The 24,085-nt window shown below is 68.1% G+C and carries 24 protein-coding genes; 11 read left to right on the plus strand and 13 right to left on the minus strand.

Going from position 1 to position 24,085, the window contains the following annotated elements; translation table 11 throughout:
• Positions 1-21 precede the first annotated feature (21 nt).
• From F1C10_RS01040 to cyoA, 8 genes are read right to left on the minus strand one after another with little or no spacing between them, the layout of a single operon-like run.
• Positions 22-1,479, minus strand: coding sequence for a diguanylate cyclase domain-containing protein (locus tag F1C10_RS01040; RefSeq protein ID WP_185208033.1), 1,458 nt, complete (start codon positions 1,477-1,479; stop codon positions 22-24).
• Positions 1,480-1,539: 60 nt separating this feature from the next.
• The gene (locus F1C10_RS01045; RefSeq protein ID WP_185208035.1) at positions 1,540-2,076 is read right to left on the minus strand and encodes a response regulator transcription factor; all 537 of its coding nucleotides are present in this window, start codon (positions 2,074-2,076) and stop codon (positions 1,540-1,542) included.
• Positions 2,073-3,380: an ATP-binding protein gene (locus tag F1C10_RS01050; protein ID WP_185208037.1), complete on the minus strand. Its 1,308-nt coding sequence runs from the start codon at positions 3,378-3,380 to the stop codon at positions 2,073-2,075. The genes F1C10_RS01045 and F1C10_RS01050 overlap by 4 nt, the downstream gene beginning before the upstream one ends.
• The gene (locus tag F1C10_RS01055; protein WP_185208038.1) at positions 3,380-4,063 is read right to left on the minus strand and encodes an SURF1 family protein; all 684 of its coding nucleotides are present in this window, start codon (positions 4,061-4,063) and stop codon (positions 3,380-3,382) included. Before F1C10_RS01055 ends, F1C10_RS01050 begins: the two co-directional genes overlap by 1 nt.
• Positions 4,064-4,474 (minus strand): cytochrome o ubiquinol oxidase subunit IV, encoded by a 411-nt coding sequence (gene cyoD / locus F1C10_RS01060; RefSeq protein ID WP_185208040.1) that lies wholly within the window; start codon positions 4,472-4,474, stop codon positions 4,064-4,066. It abuts the gene before it with no gap.
• Positions 4,471-5,103, minus strand: a complete 633-nt coding sequence (gene cyoC, locus F1C10_RS01065; RefSeq protein WP_185208042.1) for a cytochrome o ubiquinol oxidase subunit III — start codon at positions 5,101-5,103, stop codon at positions 4,471-4,473. The genes cyoD and cyoC overlap by 4 nt, the downstream gene beginning before the upstream one ends.
• A gap of 4 nt (positions 5,104-5,107) precedes the next feature.
• Positions 5,108-7,102: a cytochrome o ubiquinol oxidase subunit I gene (gene cyoB, locus F1C10_RS01070; protein ID WP_185208044.1), complete on the minus strand. Its 1,995-nt coding sequence runs from the start codon at positions 7,100-7,102 to the stop codon at positions 5,108-5,110.
• Between the two features lie 15 nt (positions 7,103-7,117).
• Positions 7,118-8,290, minus strand: a complete 1,173-nt coding sequence (cyoA, locus tag F1C10_RS01075) for a ubiquinol oxidase subunit II (RefSeq protein WP_185208046.1) — start codon at positions 8,288-8,290, stop codon at positions 7,118-7,120.
• Between the two features lie 172 nt (positions 8,291-8,462).
• Between cyoA and F1C10_RS01080 the strand changes: the two genes are divergently transcribed.
• Positions 8,463-9,794 carry an MFS transporter gene (locus F1C10_RS01080; RefSeq protein ID WP_185208048.1) on the plus strand — a complete coding sequence of 444 codons (1,332 nt, stop codon included), beginning with the start codon at positions 8,463-8,465 and terminating at the stop codon, positions 9,792-9,794.
• A 9-nt stretch (positions 9,795-9,803) separates the two neighbouring features.
• Here F1C10_RS01080 and F1C10_RS01085 read toward each other — a convergent pair whose 3' ends face one another.
• Positions 9,804-10,781: a rhodanese-related sulfurtransferase gene (locus F1C10_RS01085; RefSeq protein WP_185208049.1), complete on the minus strand. Its 978-nt coding sequence runs from the start codon at positions 10,779-10,781 to the stop codon at positions 9,804-9,806.
• Positions 10,782-10,892: 111 nt separating this feature from the next.
• Between F1C10_RS01085 and F1C10_RS01090 the strand changes: the two genes are divergently transcribed.
• From F1C10_RS01090 to F1C10_RS01100, 3 genes are all read left to right on the plus strand, one after another.
• Complete coding sequence (locus tag F1C10_RS01090) at positions 10,893-11,162, plus strand: hypothetical protein (RefSeq protein ID WP_185208051.1); 270 nt, start codon at positions 10,893-10,895, stop codon at positions 11,160-11,162.
• Between the two features lie 84 nt (positions 11,163-11,246).
• Complete coding sequence (locus F1C10_RS01095; RefSeq protein ID WP_185208053.1) at positions 11,247-11,519, plus strand: DUF1488 family protein; 273 nt, start codon at positions 11,247-11,249, stop codon at positions 11,517-11,519.
• Between the two features lie 95 nt (positions 11,520-11,614).
• Complete coding sequence (locus F1C10_RS01100; protein WP_185208055.1) at positions 11,615-11,971, plus strand: DUF6481 family protein; 357 nt, start codon at positions 11,615-11,617, stop codon at positions 11,969-11,971.
• A gap of 106 nt (positions 11,972-12,077) precedes the next feature.
• Here the strand turns inward: F1C10_RS01100 and F1C10_RS01105 are convergent, their stop codons facing one another.
• The gene (locus tag F1C10_RS01105) at positions 12,078-13,460 is read right to left on the minus strand and encodes a M17 family metallopeptidase (RefSeq protein ID WP_185208057.1); all 1,383 of its coding nucleotides are present in this window, start codon (positions 13,458-13,460) and stop codon (positions 12,078-12,080) included.
• Positions 13,461-13,538: 78 nt separating this feature from the next.
• On the opposite strand from F1C10_RS01105, the gene trxB reads away from it, so the two are divergent.
• Entirely contained in the window at positions 13,539-14,507 is a 969-nt protein-coding gene (trxB, locus tag F1C10_RS01110) for a thioredoxin-disulfide reductase (protein WP_185208059.1), read from the plus strand.
• A gap of 114 nt (positions 14,508-14,621) precedes the next feature.
• Positions 14,622-16,151, plus strand: coding sequence for a S10 family peptidase (locus F1C10_RS01115; RefSeq protein ID WP_185208061.1), 1,530 nt, complete (start codon positions 14,622-14,624; stop codon positions 16,149-16,151).
• 8 nt (positions 16,152-16,159) lie between these two features.
• Here the strand turns inward: F1C10_RS01115 and F1C10_RS01120 are convergent, their stop codons facing one another.
• From F1C10_RS01120 to F1C10_RS01130, 3 genes are read right to left on the minus strand one after another with little or no spacing between them, the layout of a single operon-like run.
• The gene (locus F1C10_RS01120) at positions 16,160-16,936 is read right to left on the minus strand and encodes a hydrolase 1, exosortase A system-associated (protein WP_185208063.1); all 777 of its coding nucleotides are present in this window, start codon (positions 16,934-16,936) and stop codon (positions 16,160-16,162) included.
• Positions 16,933-17,595 (minus strand): hypothetical protein, encoded by a 663-nt coding sequence (locus tag F1C10_RS01125; protein WP_185208065.1) that lies wholly within the window; start codon positions 17,593-17,595, stop codon positions 16,933-16,935. Before F1C10_RS01125 ends, F1C10_RS01120 begins: the two co-directional genes overlap by 4 nt.
• 4 nt (positions 17,596-17,599) lie before the next feature.
• Positions 17,600-17,872, minus strand: coding sequence for an acyl carrier protein (locus tag F1C10_RS01130; protein WP_185208067.1), 273 nt, complete (start codon positions 17,870-17,872; stop codon positions 17,600-17,602).
• Positions 17,873-17,953: 81 nt separating this feature from the next.
• Between F1C10_RS01130 and F1C10_RS01135 the strand changes: the two genes are divergently transcribed.
• From F1C10_RS01135 to F1C10_RS01155, 5 genes are all read left to right on the plus strand, one after another.
• Complete coding sequence (locus tag F1C10_RS01135) at positions 17,954-19,453, plus strand: acyl-CoA ligase (AMP-forming), exosortase A system-associated (protein WP_185208069.1); 1,500 nt, start codon at positions 17,954-17,956, stop codon at positions 19,451-19,453.
• Complete coding sequence (locus F1C10_RS01140; protein ID WP_185208071.1) at positions 19,450-20,679, plus strand: pyridoxal-dependent decarboxylase, exosortase A system-associated; 1,230 nt, start codon at positions 19,450-19,452, stop codon at positions 20,677-20,679. Before F1C10_RS01135 ends, F1C10_RS01140 begins: the two co-directional genes overlap by 4 nt.
• Before the next feature lie 105 nt (positions 20,680-20,784).
• Positions 20,785-21,432, plus strand: coding sequence for an XrtA/PEP-CTERM system exopolysaccharide export protein (locus tag F1C10_RS01145; protein WP_185208073.1), 648 nt, complete (start codon positions 20,785-20,787; stop codon positions 21,430-21,432).
• A 10-nt stretch (positions 21,433-21,442) separates the two neighbouring features.
• On the plus strand, positions 21,443-22,960 hold the full coding sequence (locus tag F1C10_RS01150; protein ID WP_185208075.1) for an XrtA system polysaccharide chain length determinant: 1,518 nt from the start codon (positions 21,443-21,445) through the stop codon (positions 22,958-22,960).
• A complete protein-coding gene (locus F1C10_RS01155) occupies positions 22,957-24,084 on the plus strand; it encodes an AAA family ATPase (RefSeq protein WP_258043004.1) in 1,128 nt (375 codons plus the stop codon). Before F1C10_RS01150 ends, F1C10_RS01155 begins: the two co-directional genes overlap by 4 nt.
• The last annotated feature ends 1 nt before the right edge of the window (position 24,085 follow it).

Genomic DNA, 24,085 nt, shown 5'->3' on the forward strand with positions numbered 1-24,085 from the left:
TGGTCAGGCGCGACGGCTTACCTAATCGGCGGCGTATTGCGGCATGAGCGTGCGGGCGAGACCGGCGATCGCGCCGGTGCCGCGGCGCGATCGCTTGGCGACGTAGAGCGCATCGTCGGCGGCGCGCAGCAGCGTCGAGCGATCGGCATGCGCGGTATCGGCGACGCATGCGCCGATCGTCGATGACACGGGGATATTGCCGCCGTTGGCAGGCACCGTATGGCGCAGGTCGGCAAGCAACCGCTCGATCGAGGCAACGAGCCGCGCGGCCGCATGTTCGCCGTGCAGCAGGACGACGAATTCGTCGCCGCCCAACCGCGCCGCGAGGTGATCGCCGAGATAGGTCGCCTCCCGCAGCCGCGATGCCATCACCCGCAGCACGTCGTCGCCTGCCGCGTGGCCGAGCCGATCGTTGACTTCCTTGAACCGATCGAGATCGAGGATTGCCACCGCCAACGGTTCGTCACCGCGGTTCGCCAGCGCGGCGTCGAGCCGTTCGTTGAAGGCGCGGCGACTGGCGAGGCCGGTCAGCTCGTCGGTCAGCGCCACTTCGCGCAGGCGGCGTTCGAAGTGATAGCGCTCCGTGATGTCCTGGATCACGCCGAGCAGCGCGACGGGCTGGCCGTCACGCAGTTCGGGTTCTCCAAGCGCGCGCACGCGGCGCTGTTGGCCACCCGCGTCGATGAAATCGAGCTCGAGATCCCATGCCCGGCCGTCCGCGATACATTGGTCGAGAACGGAGCGCAGCCTGTCCCGATCGGGCTGCGGATAATATTCCAGCGCGTCCTCCAACGCGGTATCACCCCGTGATTCGATACCGTGGATGGCGAACGTCTGCGCCGACCAATAGGTCTGCTGAGTCGCGAGATCGAGCCGCCAGGAACCGATCCGCGCCATCCGCTCGGCATGCTGCAGCAAGCGCTGTGCGCGCTGCACCTCGATCAGGGCCTCCTGCCGCGCGAGGGCGAGGCGCATGCTCTCCTTCGTCGCGCGGCGCGCCTCCAGCAGCGCCTCGATCACATGCGCCATGCCCGTCAGCATCTCGATCTGCGCGGGGGTCGCCGTGTGCGGACGATCATCCATCACGCACAGCGTACCGATCGTCGCGCTGCCCGCGCCGTCCGGACGGCGGACGCGCAACGGCACGCCGGCGTAGAAGCGGATGAACGGCGGACCGACGACCAACGGGTTATCGGCGAACCGGACGTCGGCCGCGGTATCGGCGATGATCAGCGTATCATCGTTCGCGACGGCATAGTTGCAGAACGAGATATCGCGCGCCGTCTCGCATGCCGAAACACCGTAACGCGCCTTGAACCACTGCCGGTTGGCGTCGATCATCGTCACCGTCGCCATACGGCATCCGAACAGATAGCGTGCGCCGTTGACGATCGTGTCGAACTCGGATTCAGGCGGCGTATCGAGCACTTCGATCGCGCGCAACGCGGCTAGACGCTCGTTTTCGGTAACGGTCGACATGACCGCATTCTTTCACGCGCGCCTTAGCTGCGGGTTAACGATGCGATGGGTCGACCAGTCTTAGGTCAGCGGCTTCTTCTCCAATTTGCGTGCGAGGGTGCGGCGATGCATGCCCAGCCGGCGCGCCGTTTCGGAGATATTGAAGCCGGTTTCCGCCAGCGTCTCGTTGATCCGTTCCCATTCGAGCGTCTTGATCGACGTCGTCCGCCCGGCGACGGGGACGCTCGCATTGCCGGCGGCCTTGCTGAACGCGGCCTCGATATCGTCGGTGTTCGACGGCTTGGCGAGATAGTGGCATGCGCCGAGCTTGATCGCCTCCACCGCGGTGGCGATGCTTGCGAAGCCAGTCAGCACGACGATCAGCATCGCGGGATCGAAGGCGTGCAGCCGCGCGACGCAGCCGAGCCCCGATCCGTTGCCGAGCTTCAGATCGACCACCGCGAACTCGGGCTCCGCCTCGTCGATCACCGCATCGACCGCGTCGGGCGAATGCGCCACCCACACACGATACCCGCGCCGCTCGAACGAGCGTTGCAGCGTACGCGCAAAGGTCGCGTCGTCCTCGACGATCAGCAGGCGTGGCGCGTCGTCGGTCATCGATCACCCCTTCGTCGGATCGCGAGCGGCAGGACGAGACGCACCTCCGCGCCGCCGCCCGCGCGATTGTGCGCCTCCAGCCGCCCGCCGAGCCGGCGCGCGACATTGCTGGCGAGGAACAGGCCGACGCCGTGCCCGGCACCCTTGCTCGACTGATAGAGCTTGCCGACACCGGCGAGCTGCTCCGACGCAAAGCCCGCGCCGCGATCGGTGACGGCGATCGTCAGTTCCTCCACGTCGCACGTCGCGCCGATCGCGATACCGCGAGGGGAGGCCTCCGCCGCATTGTCCAGCAGGTTCCAGATCGCTTGGCGCAATGCCGGTCCAGCGACGACCGCGGCATCGTCGGACGTGTCGAGCGTCACCGCGCAGGGGATCGACGGCTGCGTCGCGCGCCATTCCTCCGCGGCGTCGATGAGGAAATCGCGCGCCACGACGCTTTCCATCGCCTCGCCGCGCGGCTCGCCGGCGGAATGGAGCACGTCGGTGACGATCGCCTTGCAGCGCTGCACCTCGGCCTGCATCTCGTCCACCTCGCCCGCCAGTTCGGGGTCGGCGGCGATGCGCGGCAGGCGCCGCCAATCGCTGAGGATCACCGCCAGCGAGGCGAGGGGGGTGCCGAGTTCGTGCGCCGCGCCGCTCGCGAACAATCCCATGCGCACGATCCCGTCCTCCTCCGCCGCGCGCTGCCGCAGCGCGGCGACATAGGCATCGCGCGCGCGCAGGTTGCGGCTGATGCGCGTCACGAACATCGCCAGCAGCACGCTCGTCAGGCCGAAGCTGATCCACGCGCCGAGCGCGTTGAGATCGCCGACCAGCGGCACGAGATCGGCGGGATAGCGCAGCGCGCGGCCCCACAGCCCGAGTGCGGCGTAGCAGAGCGCGGTGACCACCACGAGCACCCACACCGACCAGCTTTCGAGCAGGATTGCGCCGAGCACCACCTGGAGCAAGTACAGCGAGATGAACGGGTTGCTCGCGCCGCCGCTGAGCCACAGCTGCGCGGTGAGCGAGCCGACGTCGAAGAACAGCGCCAGCAGCAATTCGATGTTGGTCACGCGATGACGCGCGAGCAGCGCCGCGCTGACGAGGTTGGCGAACGCGAGCAGCGCGACGACGCCGAGCATCGGGACGAGCGCGAGCGGCACGCCTAGCACGAGATCAACCGCCAGGATCGTGAACAGTTGTCCTGCTACCGCGATCCAGCGCAGCTGGATGAGTTGCCGCATGTTTTCCGCCGCCGCCGTATCGGCGAGCGGTCCTGCCGGCGGACTGCGGGTCAGCGCGAGAAGCGGCGTTTCCATCAGCGCGCGTCCTTGCCGCGGATCACGAGCGCCATGCCGACGAGCGACAGAGCGGCGAGCGCGAACCAGGTGAGCGCATAGAGGAGGTGGGTGTTACGAAAGGCGATCACCGTCAGCCCGCCGATCGGATAGCCGCCCGGGTTGGGCGTCGCATCGGCATCGATGAATACCGGCGCGACCTTACCCAGCTTTCGTACATGCGCGATCGCCGCGACGTCGCGCGAATACCAGCGGCCGGCAGCGGGATCGTTGCTCCGAAGGAACGCGCCGCCGGGCTCGGAGGCTCGGATCAGCCCGGTGACGGTGACCGTGCCCCCAAGCGACTGGCGCGTCGCAGGATCGCGCCGCGTGGCGGGCACGAAGCCGCGATTGACCAGCACGATCCCGCGTGGCGGCTGCGTCGTTACCAGCGGCGTCAGCACCCACCAGCCGGGCCCGCGCGTCGTCACCGCCTGAACCAGTGTTTCACGCGCGCCGAGAAAAGTGCCGCGCACACGCACGCGGCGATATTCGTGATCGGCCGTCCAATCGGTGGGCAGTTCGGCGGGGGCGGCATTAATTCGCGCGTTCACCTTGGCGATGAGGTCGAGCTTCCACACGCGCCGCTCGACCTGCCAGATGCCCAGCGCCACGAAGCCCGCTGTGAGCGCCAGGCACAGCGCCGCGAAGGCGCCGCGCCGCACCTACATCCCCACCATGTCGCTGCCGTCGCCCATCGGCATCATGTTGCCGTTGAGATGGTACATGATCCACAGCGAACCCGAGATCACGATGGTGACGATCACGATGGTGAAGATCAGCGCCATCAGCGTCCAGCCGCCCTCCGCCTTGGGATTAACGTGGAGGAAGAAGAAGGTGTGGACGACGATCTGGACGAAGGCGAGCGCGACGACGATTGCCGCCGTCGCCGGGGCGCTAGCGATCGCGCCCGTCATCACCAGCCCGAACGGGATCGCGGTGAGCAGCGCCGACAGCAGGAAGCCGATGACGTAGCCGCGGCGCGAGCCGTGGCCGTGCCCGCCATCGACGGGCGGGGTACCGTCATGGTGCCCATGTGCCGCTTCGGCGTGATCGCTGTGGTGCGGCGCGCTCATCGTACAACTCCGAGCAGGTAGACGAAGGTGAAGACGCCGATCCAGACGACGTCGAGCAGGTGCCAGAACATGCTGAGGCACATCAGCCGGCGGCGGTTGGCGTCGATCAGCCCACGCTGGCCGACCTGGACGATCATCACCGCGATCCAGATCAGCCCGCATGTCACGTGCAGACCGTGCGTGCCGACCAGCGTGAAGAACGCCGACAGGAAGGCGCTGCGCGTCGGGCCGGCGCCCTCGGCGATCAGCGTGCCGAATTCATAGAGCTCGATCCCGACGAAGATCGCGCCGAACAGCGCCGTCACCGCGAGCCACGCCTGCGTCGCGCGCGCGCGGCCTTCCTCCATCGCGATCATCGCCATGCCGCAGGTGATCGAGGAGATCAGCAGCATCGCGGTGTTGAGCGCGACGAGCGGCAGTTCGAAGATCTGCCGCGGTGCGGGGCCCTCGGCGTAGCTGGTGCTGAGCACGCCGTAGGTGGCGAAGAGCGTCGCGAAGATCAGCGCGTCGCTCATCAGGTAGATCCAGAAGCCGAGCGTCGTCCCGCCGGAGCTGTGATCGTTCTCCTCCGTCTCGGTCTGGTAGAAGATCGGCGGCTCGCCGTCGGCGGTCATCGTCTGCGTCGTCATGCGATCACGCTCCCGCCAGCGCGGCTGCGGCACGCTCGGTCTTTTCGACCTCCGCTGCCGGGATATGATAGTCGCGGTCATAGTCGAAGGTGTGTGCGATCGTCACCACCACCATGCCGGCGAAACTGAGCGCGGCGAGCCACCACATATACCAAACCATGCCGAAGCCGAGTGCGAGCGCGAGTGCCGACAGGATCACACCGACGCCCGTGTTGCGTGGCATGTGGATCGGCTGATAGCCGCTGTCGGGGACCTTGCTGCCGCGGTCCTTCATGTCGTGCCACGCGTCGAGTTCGTGGACGACGGGGGTGAAGGCGAAATTGTACGCAGGCGGCGGCGAGCTCGTCGCCCATTCGAGCGTGCGGCCGTTCCACGGATCGCCGGTCGTGTCGCGCAGCCGCTCGCGATCGCGGATGCTGACGTAGAGCTGGATCAGGAAGCCGGCGATGCCGACTGCGATGATCGCGGCGCCGATTGCGGCGATGACGAACAGCGGCTGAAGCGTCGCGTCGTCGAGGTGGCGCACACGGCGCGTGACGCCCATCAGCCCGGCGACGTACATCGGCGTCCAGGCGACCCAGTAACCGATCACCCAGCCCCAGAAGTGGACCTTACCCCAGAACGGATCGAGCTTGAAGCCGAACGCCTTGGGGAACCAGTAATCGATCGCCGCGAACAGGCCGAACACGACGCCGCCGATGATCACGTTGTGGAAATGCGCGACGAGGAACAGCGAGTTGTGCAGCACGAAGTCCGCCGGCGGCACCGCCAGCAGCACGCCCGTCATGCCACCCACGGTGAAGGTGAGCAGGAAGGCGACGACCCAGCGCATCGGCAGTTCGAAGCGGATCTGCCCACGATACATGGTGAACAGCCAGTTGAAGATCTTCGCCCCCGTCGGGATCGAAATCACCATCGTCGCGATGCCGAAGAAGCTGTTGACGCTGGCACCAGAACCCATGGTGAAGAAGTGATGCAGCCACACCAGGAACGACAGGATCGTGATGACGACGGTGGCGTAGACCATCGAGGTATAGCCGAACAGCCGCTTGCCGGTGAAGGTCGAGGTGATCTCGGAGTACATGCCGAACACCGGCAGGATCAGGACGTACACCTCCGGATGGCCCCAGATCCACACCAGGTTCCAGTACATCATCGGGTTGCCGCCGAGATCGTTGGTGAAGAAATTGGTGCCGACGTAACGGTCGAGCATCAGCATCGCGAAGGCGGCGGTAAGGATCGGGAAGATCGCGATGACGAGGACGTTGCTGCACAGCGCAGTCCACACGAATACCGGCATCTTCATCATCGTCATACCCGGCGCGCGCATCTTGATGATCGTGACGACCATGTTGATGCCCGACAGCGTCGTGCCGATCCCTGCGATCTGAAGCGCCCAAAGATAATAGTCCGGACCGGTATCCGGGCTGTTCGCCAGATTCGATACCGGCACGTAGTTTAGCCAGCCCGCGCGGCTGAACTCGCCGACGAACAGCGACACCATGACAAGCAGCGCGCCCGCCACTGTTAGCCAGAAGCTGAGGTTGTTGAGGAACGGGAAGGCGACGTCGCGCGCGCCGATCTGCAGCGGCATGACGTAGTTGATGATGCCGACGATCAGGGGGATCGCGACGAAAAAGATCATGATCGTGCCGTGCGCGGTGAACACCTGATCATAATGATGCGCGTTAAGATAGCCCTCGCTCGCGCCGAAGCTGATCGCCTGCTGCGTGCGCATCATGATCGCGTCGGCAAAGCCGCGCAGCAGCATGATGATGCCAAGGATCATGTACATGATGCCGATCTTCTTGTGATCGACGCTGGTGAACCATTCGGTCCACAGCCAGCCCCACAGGCGATATTTGGTCACCGCGAAAAGGATGCCCGACCCGATCAGCACGACGCCGGCGAAGGTGACGAGCAGAATCGGCTCGTGAATCGGGAAGGATTCGAGGCTGAGCCGACCGAAGATCGTCTTCAGGATGGTCTCGTTGAACATGGAGGCTCCGGCGGCTCAGCCGCGCGCCGCGGCGGGGGTGCCCGGCGCGGTCGGCAGGAGAAGGTTGGTCATGTCGCGGTTACGACTGGAGGCAGGATCGGTGGCGCCGGGCGCGCCCGGCTGGCGCGGCTTGCTGACGTTGGGAACGGTCTCGATCTCGTCGGCGTCCTTCATCAGCGCGCCCTTTGGCTTGCTGCGCGGCATCGAGCCGCGACCTGCGGGCATGCCTTCGCCCATCTGCATCGCATGCGGGTTGCCGCCGCCCGCCGCGCGGTCGCGTGCCATCGTCTCGCTCATGCACGGCGTGCCGGGTGCGACGCAGCGCTCGAAAATGCGGCGGAACAGATCGGGCTGCACCTGCGCGAAGTGCATCGCGGGCACGCGCTCGCTCGGCCGCTCGAGCTTCAGGTAGTTGGCGGTGCTAAGCGCCCGGCCGCGTCCGCGCACGTCGGCCACCCAGCGGTCGAAGCCCGCCTGGTCGAGCCCGCGCAGCGCGAAGCGCATGTAGGAGAAGCCCGCGCCGCTGTAATTGGCGGACATGCCCTCGTACGTGCCGGGCTTGTTGAGCACCGCGTGCAGCGTGCTGCGCATGCCGGGCATGGTATAGACCATCCCTGCCATCGTCGGCGCGTAGAAGGTGTTCATCATGTTGCTCGACGTCATGTCGAAGCGGACCTGCCGGTCGATGGGCAGCGCAAGTTCGTTGACCGTCGCGATGCCGAGTTCGGGGTAGATGAACAGCCATTTCCAATCGAGCGACACCACTTGCACGCGCAGCGGCTTGTCGTTGGGCACGGCGGCCTTGGTGGCGGACAGGCGGTTGAGCGGACGGAACGGATCGAGCAGGTGGGTGCTCGACCAGGTGAGCGCACCGAGCGCGATGATGATCAGCAGCGGCGCCGACCAGATGACGAGTTCGAGCGTCGTCGAATGGTCGAAGTGCGGATCGTAGGTCGCGTCCTTGTTTCCCTGGCGATAGCGCCACGCGAAGACGACCGTCAGGATCAGCACCGGCACGATGATAAGCAGCATCAGCGCGGTCGAGATGTAGATGAGGTTGCGTTGCTGCAGCGCGACGTCGCCCGCCGGATCGAGCACCGCGCCCGAGCACGCGGTGGCGAGCGCCAGCAGCGGCAGCAGCAGGGGCAGGCGGATGCGGCGCAGAAGCGGGCGCTGTTCTCGGCGCATCAGGGGCGGATGGTCGCGCATGGGAGCCTCTTAGACGCTGATCCGTTGGCGCCCCATTGGACAATTTGTCCAATCCCGTCGCCGGTGTAGGATCGGCAAAAGGGCATGACGAAAGGTCCGTTATCGGGCCGCGAAATTGTGGCGGCGGGTGGTGCCGTAGGAGCTTGATAGCATGACCGCTTCGACACTGGCACCTGGCTCCCATGCGGCCGAACGCGACGCGCGGCTCGTCAACGCGCGCGAGAAGAAGATCGCTCCCGGCGAGATCGCGATCGGCGTGATCATCGGGCGGACGTCGGAATTCTTCGATTTCTTCGTCTACGCGCTCGCCTCGGTGCTGGTCTTCCCCAAGCTCATCTTCCCCTACGTCGATGCGCTGACGGGCACGCTCTACGCCTTCGCCGTCTTCGCGCTGGCCTTTATCGGCCGCCCGTTCGGCACCTTGCTATTCATGTGGATCGATCGCGTTCACGGGCGCGGGACCAAGCTGGTGCTGGCGCTGTTCCTGCTCGGCGGATCGACGATGGCGATCGCGCTGCTGCCCAGTTACGCGCAGGTCGGCACGCTGTCGGCGATCCTCCTCGGGCTGTTCCGCTTCGGCCAGGGCATGGCGCTCGGCGGCGCGTGGGACGGGCTGCCGTCGCTCCTGTCGCTCAATGCGCCGGAGGAGAAGCGCGGCTGGTACGCAATGATCCCGCAGCTCGGCGCGCCGCTCGGGCTGCTGCTGGCGGTCGCGTTGTTCGCCTATTTCCTGACGATCCTGTCACCGCAGGATTTCCTCAGCTGGGGCTGGCGTTACCCGTTCTTCGTCGTCCTCGCGATCAACGTCGTCGCGCTGTTTGCGCGGCTGCGGCTCGTCGCCACGCCCGAGTTCACCCGGCTGTTCGAGAGCCGCGAGTTGCAGCCGTCGCCCGCGTTCGCGACGCTGTTTCGCGAATGGCGCACGATCCTGCTCGGCGCGCTCGCCCCGCTCGCCAGCTTCGCGCTGTTCCACCTCGTCACCGTCTTCCCGCTGTCCTGGGTGACGCTTTTCGCGAAGGAAGATCCGGTCCGTTTCCTCGGGATCGAGGCGGCGGGCGCGGTGATCGGCATCCTGTCGATCCTTGCGTCGGGGCTGATTGCTGATCGCGTCGGGCGGCGCGCGGTGCTCGGCGTGTCGGCGGTGATGATCGCGGTCTACAGCGGCTTCGCGCCGCGGCTCCTCGATTCGGGTGGGCTGGGCGAGGCGATCTACATGCTCGGCGGCTTCGTCCTGCTCGGCCTCGCCTTCGGCCAGTCGTCGGGGGTGGTGAACAGCGCCTTCCCGGCGGAGACGCGCTACACCGGCGCCGCGATCGTCGCCAATTCGGCGTGGTTGCTCGGCGCCGGCTTCGCGCCGCTCGTCGCACTGTTCGTCGCCAGCCGCTTCGGCCTGTGGTCGGTCGGCGTCTATCTGCTGTCGGGCGCGGTGTGCACGCTGGGCGCTTTGGCGATCAACAAGGAATGGGCGCGCAAGGCGGCGTAGCGGCCGCGCTCACCCATCCTGCGTCTCGGTGTCACGCGGCTCGACTACCTGCCGCTCGCCGACGTGGCGCTGCCCGCGTGCCTCGGCGAGGCGCACCTGGCGATGCCGCTCGGCGTAGCCCTGCCGCTGCGTTTGATCGCGCGCATCGTGGCAGCGTGGGCAGCTGATCCCCTCCTCGAACAGTGGCGAGGCGCGATCCGCAGGGCTGACCGGCATGCGGCAGGCGCGGCACAGCGTGTGTGTGCCGGGCGCCAAATCGTGCCCGACCGCCACGCGCTCGTCGAAGACGAAGCATTCGCCCTCCCAGCGGCTTTCGGCGGCCGGCACCGTCTCCAAGTAGTTGAGAATGCCGCCTTCGAGGTGGAAGACGTCGTCGACCCCCTCGCGCTTGAGGAAGGCGGTGGACTTCTCGCAGCGGATGCCGCCGGTGCAGAACATCGCCACCTTGGTAACGCCGTCCGCCAGCAGCGCGTCGCGATTGGCGCGGAACCAGGCCGGAAAGTCGCGAAAGCTGCGCGTGCCGGGATCGACCGCGCCGGGAAAGGTACCGATCGCCACCTCGTAATTGTTGCGCGTGTCGATCACGATTGTGTCCGGCCGCGCGATCAGCGCGTTCCACTCAGCCGGCGGAACATAGGTGCCGGCGTGTCGCGCGGGATCGATGTCGGGTTCGCCCATCGACACGATCTCCTGCTTCAGCCGCACCTTGAGGCGATGGAACGGCATCGCATCGATAAAGGCGTCCTTCACCGGCATGTCGGCGCAGCCCGGCAAGGCGCGCAGCTGCGCCAATACCGCATCGATCCCCGCCGGCGGCCCCGCGATCGTCCCGTTCACCCCCTCGCGCGCGAGCAGCAGCGTGCCCCGGACACCCGCCGCGCGACAGGTCTGCTCCAACGGCGCGCGGAAAGCGGCAGGATCGTCGAAGGTGGCGAACTGGTACAAAGCGGTGACTCGGATCGGGCCAGATACGGGCGGTGCGGGCATCGCACCGATTTAGCGATTGCCCGCCGGGCGGCCAAGGCCGGTACGCGAGGCGCGGGAACCAAGACCGGGGGGAGGGCGGTTGACCGGCGACGATAGCAAGGATGACTAACCATGGCAGAAGCGGTGTGGGGCGAGGCGAACGTTCCCTCGATCGACTGGAAGATGAGCGCATCGCTCGAGGACGTGACGCGCGGCGGCGAGCACGTGCCCGAGGTGACGAACCTCGAGGCAGCGGTGCGAGCGTGGCAGCAGCTCGATGCGACGATGAAGCACGACGCGGTGCTCGCGCTCGAACGCCCCGTTGCGCTGAACGGCGAGATCGCGCTCGACCGCTTCGTGGGTGAGGCGATCGGCGATCTCGCGGCGCGCCTTCCGGATTGAAAGGCGCGCGATCGCCGGATCGTGGGAACCGCAGCGTGTCGTGCGGCTTCTAGCGGCGACAAACGAACGAAAGGAACGCTTCGCATGGCTGCCAGCCAGATCGAGATCGACGACAACACCATCCTCGACAATATCGATGCCGAGCAGGTCGAGTTTACCGCCGACGTCGACGGCGACGACTATGATTTCGTCGTGCAGTACGATCTGCTGGAGGCATTGAGCGGCGATCGCCCCGACGGCGACGCGGTCGATATGTTCAACCGCTTCATCGACGCAGTGTCCGAAGCCGCGCTGTCCGCGCTGTCGCGCAACTCGGACGCGAACCCGATCATCGTCAGTGAGAATGATCTGGAGTAATCACTTGCGACGGACCGCTGCCGCGGGCGAGGTTGCAACCGACGCACGCGCAGCATAGATCGCCCTCGACCAATTGACGCAAACTAGGATCATTCGTGGCTGCATTCAAAAACCCGACCTTTCAAGACCGTGCTGACGCTGCTGCGAATGCCAGGCAAAAGGCCCTGGAGAAGCTGAAGACGAAGCCGCCGGTCGACGAGGCGGTGCTGGAGCAGCGGCGACTGAAGCAGGAAGCGCGCGAGAAGGCCGAGGCCGAGCAGCGTGCCGCGCGCGCGGAGGCGATCGCGGGGCAGAAGGCCGAGCGTGCCGAGAAGGCGGCTGCCAAGGCGGCAGCAAAGGCCGAGGCCGAAGCGGCAGCGGCGCTCAAGGCGAAGCGGCTGAAGCCATCGACGCCCGAGGAAATGAAGGCGGCGCGCGATGCGCGCTACGCGGCGCGCAAGGCGCGCAAGTAGCCGCTATGCCCGGCGCGCCTGCAGTGGCTGGTGCGGGCGATCACCGAGAGTGACATTCTTCGGCGGGAGCCTTGGCCCCTGCCGATTACCAGACGCGTCGCCCCCCTCAGCCGTAGCGTCGGCGCAGCAGCCCCCAGGCGGCGCGAAGACCGAGCGCCTCGCCGCCCTTCGGCCGGCCGGGCTTGGCGGCCGGGCGCCACGCGAACGTGTCGACGTGTGCCCAGGCGATATGCTTTGGCACAAAGCGGCGCAAGAACAGCGCCGCTGTCACCGCGCCCGCGAAGCCGCCGTCGGGGGCGTTGACCATGTCGGCGATGTCCGATTTCAGCATGTCGTCGTATCCGTCCCACAGCGGCAGACGCCATAGCGGATCGTGCGCCTCAAGCCCGGCGGCGAGAAAGTCCGCGGCGAGCGCATCGTCGTTCGCGAACAGTGGCGGCAGATCGGGGCCGAGCGCGACACGTGCCGCCCCCGTCAGCGTCGCGAAATCGACGATCAGTTCGGGCTTTCCTTCCGCCGCCTTGGTCAGCGCGTCACCAAGAATCAGCCGACCTTCCGCGTCGGTGTTGGTATTCTCCACCGTCAGCCCGGCGCGCGTGTTCAGCACGTCGCCGGGGCGGAAGGCGTTGCCGGCGATCGCATTCTCGACCGCGGGGATCAGCAGGTGGAGCCGCAGCTTGAGCCCCGCCGCCATCACCAGCCCGGCGAGGGCGATCATGTGCGCCGCGCCGCCCATGTCCTTTTTCATCAGCCGCATCCCCGCCGACGGCTTGATGTCGAGCCCGCCCGAATCGAAGCATACGCCCTTGCCAACCAACGCCACGCGTGGATGCGCCGGATCGCCCCATTCGAGTTCGATCAGCCGCGGCGCGCGATCCTTCGCCGCCGCTTGGCCGACTGCGTAGATCATCGGATAGCCTTCGGCGAGCGCGTCGCCGCGCGTCACGGTAACGCGCGCGTCGTGCGTTTTGCCCAGCGCCTCGACGATCGCCTCAAGCTCGGCCGGCCCCAGGTCCGACGCGCCGGTATCGACGAGGTCGCGCACCTGCGCGGTCGCGTTCGCGAGCCGGACGGTCTCGTCGATCCGCGCCGGCTCGCCCGTCAGCAGCACGCGCGGCCCCTGCGGCTCGCCCTTGCGGTAGCGCGTGAAGCGGTGTTGCGCGAGGCACCAGCCGAGCATCGCCGCGCCCGGCTCGCCATCCGCCAGCCGGTACGTGCCCGCCGGCAGCCCGTCGCCGAGCGACGCGATCCGCCACGGCGACGACGCATCCTCGTTGCAGACGAGCAGCATCGCCCAGTCGTCCGCCGCGTCGCCCGGCAGGATCGCGCGATTGCCCGGCTTGCCGACGACCTTGTTCGCCGCAACGGCGGTGCGCGTGCGTTCGGGTTGGCGCGCGAGCCAGTCCGCGAAACGATCGGGATGGACGACGTGGATCGTGCGGGCGGGCTGGCCGCGATCGGCGGCGAGCAGGCTGGAAAAGTCCGTCATCGCGCCAGCAAAGCAGGACTTGGCCGCCCGCGCAACGCACGGTTCCCTTGTTCAACCGCGCATCCTACATCGCAGCCCATGACGACACATTCGACTCGCATGCTGATCCTCGGCTCCGGCCCCGCCGGGCTTTCCGCCGCCATCTACGGTGCGCGCGCGGGGATGAAGCCGATCCTCGTTCAGGGCATTCAGCCCGGCGGTCAGCTGATGACCACCACCGACGTCGAGAACTACCCCGGCTTCGCCGACGTCATCCAGGGCCCGTGGCTGATGGAGCAGATGCAGAAGCAGGCCGAGCACGTCGGGACGACGATGATGTGGGACACCGTCGTCGACGTCGACCTGACGCGCCGTCCGTTCCGCCTGACCGGCGACAGCGGCGACGTGTACGAGGGCGAGGTGCTGGTGATCGCGACGGGCGCACAGGCCAAGTGGCTCGGGCTCGCCAGCGAGGAGGCGATGAAGGGCAAGGGCGTTTCCGCCTGCGCGACGTGCGACGGCTTCTTCTATCGCGGCAAGAAGGTGGCGGTGATCGGCGGCGGCAACACCGCGGTCGAGGAAGCGCTGTATCTCACCAACCATTCGGACGATGTGACGCTGATCCACCGCCGCGATAGGCTGCGTGCCGAGCGCATCCTGCAGGAACGGCTGTTCGCGCACCCCAACATCACCGTGCTGTGGAACAAGGAGGTGCGCGAGTTCGTCGACGGCGGCGGCAACGCCGGGCTCGTCGCGCTCGATCTGGAGGATACGCGGACCGGCGAGCACAGCCGGCTCGACGTCGACGGCGGGTTCGTCGCGATCGGTCATCACCCGGCAACCGAGCTGTTCCGTGGGCACCTCGCGCTCGACGAGGATCATTACATCGCGGTCGAGACCGGCTCGACGCGTACCAGCATCCCCGGGGTGTTCGCGTGTGGCGACGTGATGGACAAGACCTATCGCCAGGCGGTGACCGCGGCGGGAACCGGATGCATGGCGGCGCTCGATGCCGAGCGCTTCCTTGCCGAGGCGGACTTCGAGCGGCTCGCCGAAGCGGCGGAATGAGCGTCTTTCCGTCGCGGCGGGGTTGACCGCGCGCCGCGCTTTTCCTCTTGAGATATCAGAACGAAGCGGCGCGACGGAGCAGAGCCGACGCGCCGATCAGGGAGAGTGTGTTCGATGAAGTTGCGTATCGCGCTGGCGCTTGGCGCCGCGTTGCTGGCGATGCCGATCGCGGCACAGGAGAGGCCCGACGGTAGGGTGGAGGGCAAGGCTGCCGTGAGGGCCGACGACGCCGCGATCCCGCCGCCGACCGTTTCGGTGACCCGGCATAGCGGCACCTTCGGCGGCACGCGGATCAACTATCGCGCGATCGCCGGCGACACGTATCTGAAGGACAAGGACGGCAAGCCGCTCGCGTCGATTACGTCGTACAGCTACATCAAGGAAGGACCGGTCGATCCCAAGCGACCGGTGACCTTCCTGTGGAACGGCGGGCCGGGCTCGGGCTCGCTGTGGCTGCACATGGGCGCGTTCGGTCCGCGGCGGGTGGTCATCCCGTCGGACGCACGCGATGATGGCGCGCCGCCCTATCCGATCGTCGACAATCCCGATTCGCTGCTCGACGTCACCGACATCGTATTCATCGATCCCGTCGGCACCGGCTTCAGCCGCGCGTTGGGGACGAAGGACCCGAAGGATTACTGGGGCGTCACCAAAGACGCCAAATCGATGGCCGAGTTCATCCGGCTGTGGCTCAACGCCAACGGGCGATGGAACGCGCCCAAGTTCATCGGCGGTGAGAGCTACGGCACCACGCGCTCGGCGGCGGTGATCAACGAGCTCGAAGGCGCGGGCTTCACCGACGTGTCGATCAACGGCATCCTGCTGATCTCGTCGATCCTCGATTTCAGCGCCGCAGCCGACTCACCAGGCAACGAACTCGGCTACGTCACCAACCTGCCGTCGATGGCGGCGACTGCCTGGTACCACAACAAGGTGGCGAACCGCCCCGCGACCGTCGAGGAATTCGTCGCGGAGGCGAAGGCGTTCGCGATCGGGCCCTATGCCATCGCGCTGCTCAAGGGCAATGCGCTGACCGCGGCTGAGCGCCAGCAGGTTCTGCCGCAGCTGTCACGCTTCACCGGCGTATCGCAGGAGTATCTCGCGCGCGCCGATCTGCGCCTGTCGCCCGGCCGTTTTTACAAGGAACTGCTGCGCGACCGGGGGCAGACGATCGGGCGGCTGGATACGCGCTATCTCGGCAAGGACTACGACGATGCCGGCGAGGAGCCCGACAACGATCCCAGCTTCTACGCGATCGACGGCGCGTATACCGCGGCGATGAACCAGCATTCGCGCGAGTTCCTCAACTATTCGCCGGACCTCACCTACTCCTCGATCGGCGGCGTGCGCGACTGGGACTGGAAGATCGGCGGGCCGCGCGGCGGCGAGGGCTATCTCAACGTTGCGCCCTATATCGGCCGCGCGCTGCGCGAGAACAGCGGGCTGCGCGTGTTCGTCGGCCAGGGATATTATGATTTCGCGACGCCGTTCTTCGGCGCGGAATATTCGCTGAACCGTACGGGCATTCCGAACGACGGGCGGATCAGCTGGCATTGGTACCACGCCGGGCACATGATGTACGTGCGCGACGAGGACCTGCGCAAATTGTCGAGCGATATCCGCGGCTTCATCCGCGCGCGCTGAGCCTCGCGCTAGATAGCGGCCCGGATCGCTGCTTCGAGCGCCGCCGCGTCGCTGGCGCGCGCGAAGCTGTGCGATCCGGTGTCGATCGTCACCGTCCGCGGTGCGACGCCGGCGCGGCGCGCGGCATCGGCGTAGGCAATCGCGGTGGCATCGTGCCGCGCGAGGACGATCGTCGCATCGGCGCCCCAGCCGGCGATCGCCGCCAGTGTGCGATCGGCGATTGTCGGCGTTCGCTTTGGCACGGCGAGCCGGGCGAGCCCGCGGGCCAGCTTACTTAGCGAGACGCCGCGGCGCGCGATGCGCCACCAGGCCGCCGGATCGCGCAGCCGCGCGGCATAATGCGCGCGGATCGCGGCGGTGGGGGGCAGATCGTCGGCGGGCGGCACGGTGAACGGATTGGCGAGCACGACTGCCGCGAACCCGGCGTCGCGACCCCACCAGGCGAGCGTCGTCGCTGCGTCACAATTGCCGAAGCCGACGATGCGCGTCACCGTCGGCTGCGCGCGGCGGAACGCCGCGACTGCGGCAAGGAGATCGTCGCGGCCTACGGTGTAGCCGGCGTTGACCCCGCCCGAATCCCCAATGCCGCGGCGATCGTAGCGGAACACCGACAGGCCATCCGCCGACAGCCGCGCCGCAAGCTGCGCCATGCCGCGATGCGCGCCGGCACGAATCTCGTTGCCGCCTGATACGATCAGCAACCCGGTCGCCGCGTCGCCCGCGTCGAGCGAGCCGATGAGCGTGTCTCCTTCGCAGTCGAAGGCGATGATCCGCCGCGCCGTCACGCGCCGATCCACGTCGCAACGTCGTCGGCGATCGCGGCCTGCAGCCCCGCATCGCCGCCCGGCTCGCTCGCGCGCCACAGCGGCGGGCCGGCGAGCTTGCGGTCCGCGGCGCGCGGGTCGCTGTCGAGCCGAACGACGCGGAGGCGGCCGGTGATCGACGGTTCCTGCCCGGCGAGCCCGTCGAGCAGCGCCGCCGACAGGTGATTGCCGCCGAAGTCCTCCCCGCCGCCCGTCTGACGCAGGCGCAACAGCTCACGCCGTACGGCATCGCCCGACTGCGGCGCGAGATACCAGCGGCCCGCCGCATCGGCGTCCGCGTCGACCAACGCGCCGCCACGACACGCGACGACATACACGTCGCCCGCTACCTGCGCGCAGGCGGCGGCGAAAGCGGTCCGCCACGCCGCCAGCGTCGCGGCGGCCGTTGGAAGCTCGCTCTCGCCGGTACCGGGCAGATCGGGCAGCGCGGCGGCAATCCCGCGCGCGGCCAGTCGGCGCGCGACGTCGACGAACGCCGCCCGTGTGCGGTTGGCTTCCTCGAACAGCGGCAGCGCGATGACGACGGTTCTGTCTGCGTCGTCGCCGAAGCGCAGCATCGCCTCGCTGCCGCCCGCCCATTCGTACCGCGTAATCCGTAACCGGTCCGCGGCACGCGTCATCGGCTTACAGCAGCGCCTTGGTCGCAGCGAAAGTGGTGAGCGCGCCGAACGTCTCGAGCATCTCGCCGTCGACCTCGTCGTCGTCGATCACGATGCCGAGGCGATCCTCGATCTCGGTCAGCACGCCGGCCACGGCCATCGAATCGAGTTCGGGCAGCGCGCCGAACAGCGGCGTGGTATCGTCGAAGGCGGCGACCTGCGCGTCCGACAGCGCCAGAACGTCCTTGAGCACGGCGCGAACCGTTGCGTCGACTTCGGTCTTGCTATCCGGAATCATTGGCGGCCCCCGCGAATTTTGTTGCGGCGCGATAGGCCGGGGGGATGAATTCCGCAACGCCCCGGCGCTATGGAGCGACCGATGGTCCCGCTCGATCCAATTCCCCGGCCGATCGATCACGTGCTGGCCGGCCGCCCGGATGCGCCGGCACTGCGCGATCGCGCGGGCACGATGACCTTCGCCGAGGTGGAGGCGGAGGTCGCACGGCTCGCGGGCTGGCTGGCGGGGCAGGGGTTTGCCGCAGGCGACCGCATCGCGACCTGGCTCCCCAAGACGCGCGAGGCGTGTCTGATGCCGCTCGCCGCGCCGCGCGCGGGCCTCGTTCACGTGCCGATCAATCCGCTGCTCAAGCGCGCGCAGGTCGGGCATATCCTGGCCGACAGTGGCGCGCGCCTGCTGCTGACCCAAGAGGCGCGCGCGGCGACTCTCGAGGCGAGTGACCGCGGCGATGCGGCGATCGTCACCGCGACCGGGGAGGGGGACGCGCTGCCGCCCTCATCCGACGATCCGCAGGCGCTGGCGGCGATCCTCTACACGTCGGGATCGACCGGCCGGCCGAAGGGCGTGATGCTGAGCCACGCGAACCTGTGGCTCGGCGCGAACAGCGTCGCGCATTACTTAGCGCTCGAGCCGCACGACATCGTCCTTGGCGTCCTGCCGCTGAGCTTCGATTACGGGCAGAACCAGCTGTTCTCGACATGGGCGGCGGGCGCGTGCGTCGCGCCGCTCGATTATCTCACCGCGCGCGACGTCATCAAGGCGGTCGAGCGCACCGACGCGACGACGCTCGCCGGCGTGCCGCCCTTGTGGGTCCAGCTGCTCGAGACGGAGTGGCCCGAGGCGGCGCGGCACGCGCTGCGGCGGCTGACCAATTCGGGCGGCGCGCTGACGGTGCGGATAGTGCACGCGCTGCGCGAACGCTTCCCGGCGGCGGACCTCTACCCGATGTACGGCCTGACCGAGGCGTTCCGGTCGACCTATCTGCCGCCCGCGCTCGTCGACGCGCATCCCGAATCGATCGGCCGCGCGATCCCGCACGCGGAGATCATGCTCGTGCGGCCCGATGGAACGCCCGCCGGCGCCGGTGAGCCGGGCGAACTGGTCCATGCCGGGCCGCTCGTCGCGCAGGGCTATTGGCGCGATCCGGCGCGCACGGCGGCACGGTTTCGCCCGGCACCTGCCTTCTCTCGCTTCGGCGGCACCGCCGTATGGTCGGGCGACACGGCGGTCGCCGACGAAGCCGGGCTGCTGCGCTTCGTCGGACGCGACGATGAGATGATCAAATCCGCCGGCAACCGCATCAGCCCGGGCGAGATCGAAGAGGCGGTGGTCGCCGGTGGTGAGGCACACGAGGCGGTAGCGGTCGGCGTGCCCGACGCGCGGCTCGGGCAGGCGATCGTCGTCGTCGCGCGCGGCGACGCGGCTGCCGAGCCAGCACTGCGCGACCGGCTGAAGCGCGATCTGCCCAATTTCATGCAGCCGGCGCGGATAGCGTGGCGCGACGATCTGCCGCGCAATGCGAACGGCAAGCTCGACCGCGCGGCGATCGCCGCATCGGTCCGCGTGGAGGAGACGTCATGAGCAAGCCGTTCGGGCCGGTGCCACCGCCGTTCGCGGCGCAGACGGGCATGTTGACGATCGGCGGGCGCTCCGCGGACGCGTGGGTCGCGGCGCACGGATCGCCGCTGTTCGTCTACGATCCCACGATCGTCGCGCAGAAGATCGCCGCGTTCCGCGCGGCTTTCCCCGGCATCGATCTGCACTATGCGATCAAGGCCAATCCCTTCGCGCCGCTGCTCGCCGCGATCGCGCCGCTCGTCGATGGGCTCGACGTGGCGTCCGCCGGCGAGCTCGCGAAGGCGCAGGCGGTGAAGCCCGCGGCGACGATCAGCTTCGCCGGGCCGGGCAAGCGCGACGTCGAGCTGGAAGCGGCGATCATCGCCGGCGCGACGCTCAACGTCGAATCGGAGGGGGAGGCGCGCCGCGCGCTCGCGATCGGAACGCGTGTAGGGCGGACGCCGCAGCTCGCGATTCGCGTCAATCCCGACATCGAGCTGAAGGGTTCGGGGATGAAGATGGGCGGTCGCCCGTCGCCCTTCGGCGTCGACTCGGAACGCGCGGCGGCGCTGGTCCGCGCGATCGTCGGGGCGGGCGCCGAGTGGCGCGGCTTCCACATCTTCGCCGGCAGCCAGGCGCTCGACACCGATGCGCTGATCGAGACGCAGGCCGCGACGCTCGCGCTCGCCGAGCGGCTGTCCGACGAAGCCGGGCACGTGCCGCCGCTCGTCAATCTCGGCGGCGGATTCGGCATTCCTTATTTTCCCGGTGACGTGCCGGTCGCGATCGATCGGATTGGCGCCGCGCTGGCGGAACGGCTGGCGACATCGCCGCTGACGGCGGCCGGCACGCGCTACGCGATCGAGCTCGGCCGCTGGCTGGTCGGCGAGTGCGGCGTGTATCTGACGCGGATCGTCGACCGTAAGGAGAGCCGCGGGGAGACGTTCCTCGTCGTCGACGGCGGCATGCATCATCAGCTCGCCGCCAGCGGCAATTTCGGCACGGTGGTGCGGCGCAACTATCCGGTCGCGATCGCGCGCCGGCTGGGCGAGCCGGCGAGCGATGCCGTCTCGGTGGTTGGCTGCCTGTGCACCCCGCTCGACCGGCTAGCCGACCGGGTGGCGCTGCCGCCGGCGGATGTCGGCGACGTCGTCGCGATCTTCCTCGCCGGCGCCTATGGCGCGACCGCCAGCCCGGCGGCGTTCCTCGGCCATCCCGCGCCGGCCGAGGTCCTCGCCGAGGCGTCCTAAACGCTATCTTCACCTCTTCCCCGCATAGCCGATCCTAAGCGCAACCGGTTTCGGGGCAGTTCACCCCGACGCCGGCCCCCAACGCGCCGACGGAGGTTTTTTGCGATGCGTTTCCCGCGTGGTTCGAAGGCTTTGCTGGCAGCAACGCTGGCGTCGACCGCCCTTTCCGGCTGCATGAATGGCCGCAGCGCCGGCGCCGAGCTGCCGCCCGCGGCATTCGTCGCGAGCAAGGAGCAGCCCGGCGAAGAATATGTCATCGGCCCGCTCGATTCGCTGCAGATCTTCGTCTGGCGCAATCCCGAACTGTCGTCGAAGGTGCAGGTGCGCCCCGACGGCCGCATCACCACGCCGCTGGTCAACGACATGCCGGCGGTTGGCAAGACCCCGGCGATGCTGGCCGACGACATGAAGCTGGCGCTGCGCGAGTATATCAAGGACCCGATCGTCAGCGTCATCGTCGACAGCTTCTCGGGCACGTACAGCCAGCAGGTGCGCATCGTCGGCGCGACCGAGAAGCCCGCGTCGCTGCCGTACCGCGCCAACATGACGCTGCTCGACGCGATGATCGCGGTCGGCGGGCTCAACGAATATGCCGCCGGCAACCGCGCGCGGCTCGTCCGCTACGATCGCGCGACGGGCAAGCAGAAGGAATACAATCTCAGCATCAACCGCCTGCTCAAGAACGGTGATTCGAGCGCGAACGTCCGGCTGGAGCCGGGCGACGTGATCATTATCCCCGAGAGCATGTTCTGAGGCCGCCGGCGTGAACGGGCTCTTCGGAGAAATCAGGCTCGCGGTGCACGCGATCTGGACGAGGCGGTGGCTGGCACTGGCCGTCGCCTGGGCGATCTGCGTGCTCGGCTGGCTGGTCGTCAGCCAGCTGCCGAGCAAGTACGAGAGCCGTGCGCGCGTGTTCGTGCAGATGCGCTCGATCCTGCCGCCGGGCACCGACGGCAGCCAGATCGGCGAGCAGCAGCGCGACGTCGATACCGTGCGCCAGACGCTGACGTCGGCGGTGAACCTGGAAAAGGTGGTGCGCGGCACCGACCTCGCGAAATCGGTATCGACCGATCGCGACGTCGCCGATCGCGTCGCGGGCCTGCAGAATGCGATCAAGATCACCGCGCAGCAGGACAATCTTTTCGAGATCGTCACCACTGCGGCGACGCCCAAGCTCGCCACCAGCATCACGCAGAAGCTGATCGACATCTTTGTCGAGACCAACCTCTCCGACGATCGCACGCAGAGCACGCAGACGCTGCAATTCCTCGACGGGCAGTTGAAGGAGCTCGGCGGGAAGCTGCAGGACGCCGAAGCGAAGCGCGCCGATTTCCAGAACCGCTACCTCGGCTCGCTGCCGGGCACCGGATCGGTCAGCGACCGCATCGGCGCCGCCCGCGCGCAGATGAGCCAGGTCGACGGCGATCTCGCCGCGGCGAGCTCGAGTCTCGCGGCGCTCCAGGGGCAGCTTGCCGGCACGCCGCAGACGATCGCCGGGGCGGGGATCGCCCCCGGTGTCGGTCCGGCGCGCGCGCGCGTCGCAGCGATCCAGGGCCAGCTCGCCGATGCGCGTGGCCGCGGGTACACCGAGAACCATCCCGACGTCGTGGCGCTGAAGGTACAGCTTGCCCAGGCGCAGGGCGCTGCGCGCGGCGAGCCGGTCGGCGCGGGCGGCGGCGGCACGCCGAATCCGGCGTATCTCTCGCTCCAGTCGATGCTCGCCGATCGGCAGGCGGCAGTCGCCGCGCTGCGCATGCGCAAGCAGCAGCTGCAGGGCGATTTCGATACGCTCAATGCCAAGCTGACCGAGGATCCCGAGGTCGCCGCGCAGCAGGGCGAGATCGAACGCAACTTCACCGTGCTGAAGGATCAGTACGATCGCCTGCTCGCACAGCGTGAACAGACGAGCCTGCGTAGCCAGGCGCAGACGCAGACCGATGCGGTGCGTTTCAGCGTGATCGATCCGCCGACGCAGCCGCGCACCCCGACGGCGCCGAACCGTCCGCTGCTACTCACCGGCGTGCTGATCGCCGGGCTGCTCGGCGGACTCGGCGCGGCGTTCGCGATGGGGCAGCTTCAGGCGACCTTCCCGACCGCGCAGCGGCTGGAAAAGGCGTCGGGCATGCCAGTGATCGGCTCGATTGGCGAAATGCTGACGCGCCATCAGGCCGAACAGCGCCGCAAGCGGCTGACGTGGTTCGCCGGCGGTCTGGGCGCGCTCGGCGTCGGTTACGTGGCGCTGCTCGGCGTCGAAATGCTCCAGCGGGGTCTAGCGGCATGACGCACGCCACCAAGCGCCACGACGAATCGCTCATCGAGCGCGCCGCCAAGGTCTACGATTTCGGTGCGCACCTGCGCCGCCGCGACGTGGCGCCTGCGTCGGCGGACACGCCCGACATGCCGTGGCAGGATCATGACGCCGTAACGCCGGCCGAGCAGACTGCTGCCCTGCCCGTCGCGCGAGGCAACGAGTCGGATGCAGAGGCGTCGGTGATCGACGCCCCGGCGGACGATCGCGCGCTCGACCTGACGCTCGATCTCATCCACGCCGCGCCGCCGCCGCCGCTGGGCGCAGAGCGGCTCTCGCCCGAGGCGGCCGCGACGCTCGCCGCGATTCCGCCCGAGCTGCGTGCCGGGGCGGAGCCGGAAACCGAGGGCGACATCCTGCCGCCCGGCATCGCGCACATCGATCGCACGATGCTAGCGGAGAAGGGCATGCTCGTCCCCGGCGCGCCGATCGGCGCGCTCGCCGAGGAATTCCGGTTGGTGAAGCGCCAACTGTTGCTCAACGCGCGCACGATCGCCGCCGGGCCGCTGGGCGACCGGGCCCGCACGATCCTGGTCGGGTCGGGCAAGCCGGGCGACGGCAAGACATTCTGCGCGATCAACCTCGCGATCAGCCTCGCGGCGGAGCGCGACGTCGAAGTGGTGCTGGTCGACGGCGATTTCGCCAAGCCCGACGTCATGGCTTCGCTCGGCCTGTCGGATTCGACCGGCTTCCTCGACATCCTCGGCGATCCGACGATCGATCCCGAGGAGTGCATCGTGCGCACCGACGTGCCGCAGCTGTCGCTGCTGCCCGCCGGCAAGCGCACGCATGCCGATACCGAATTGCTCGCCAGCGCGCGTACCAGCGACATCATCGATCGTCTGCTCGCGGCCAATCCCGATCGGTTGATCGTATTCGACACACCGCCTGCGCTCGCCGCGTCGCCGGCCTCGGTGCTGGCGCTGCTCGTCGGGCAAGTGATGCTGGTGGTGCGCGCCGATCGCACGACCGAGGCCGACGTGCGCGAGGCGGTGAACCTGCTCGACGGGTGCGAGCGGATCAGCCTGGTGCTCAATTCTGTGTCCTACGAACCCGGCGGCGGCCGGTTCGGCAGCTATTACGGTCAGGAGAAGTGAC

Origin of the sequence: Sphingomonas sp. NBWT7 (genome assembly GCF_014217605.1) — a bacterium.
GTDB lineage: Bacteria > Pseudomonadota > Alphaproteobacteria > Sphingomonadales > Sphingomonadaceae > Sphingomonas.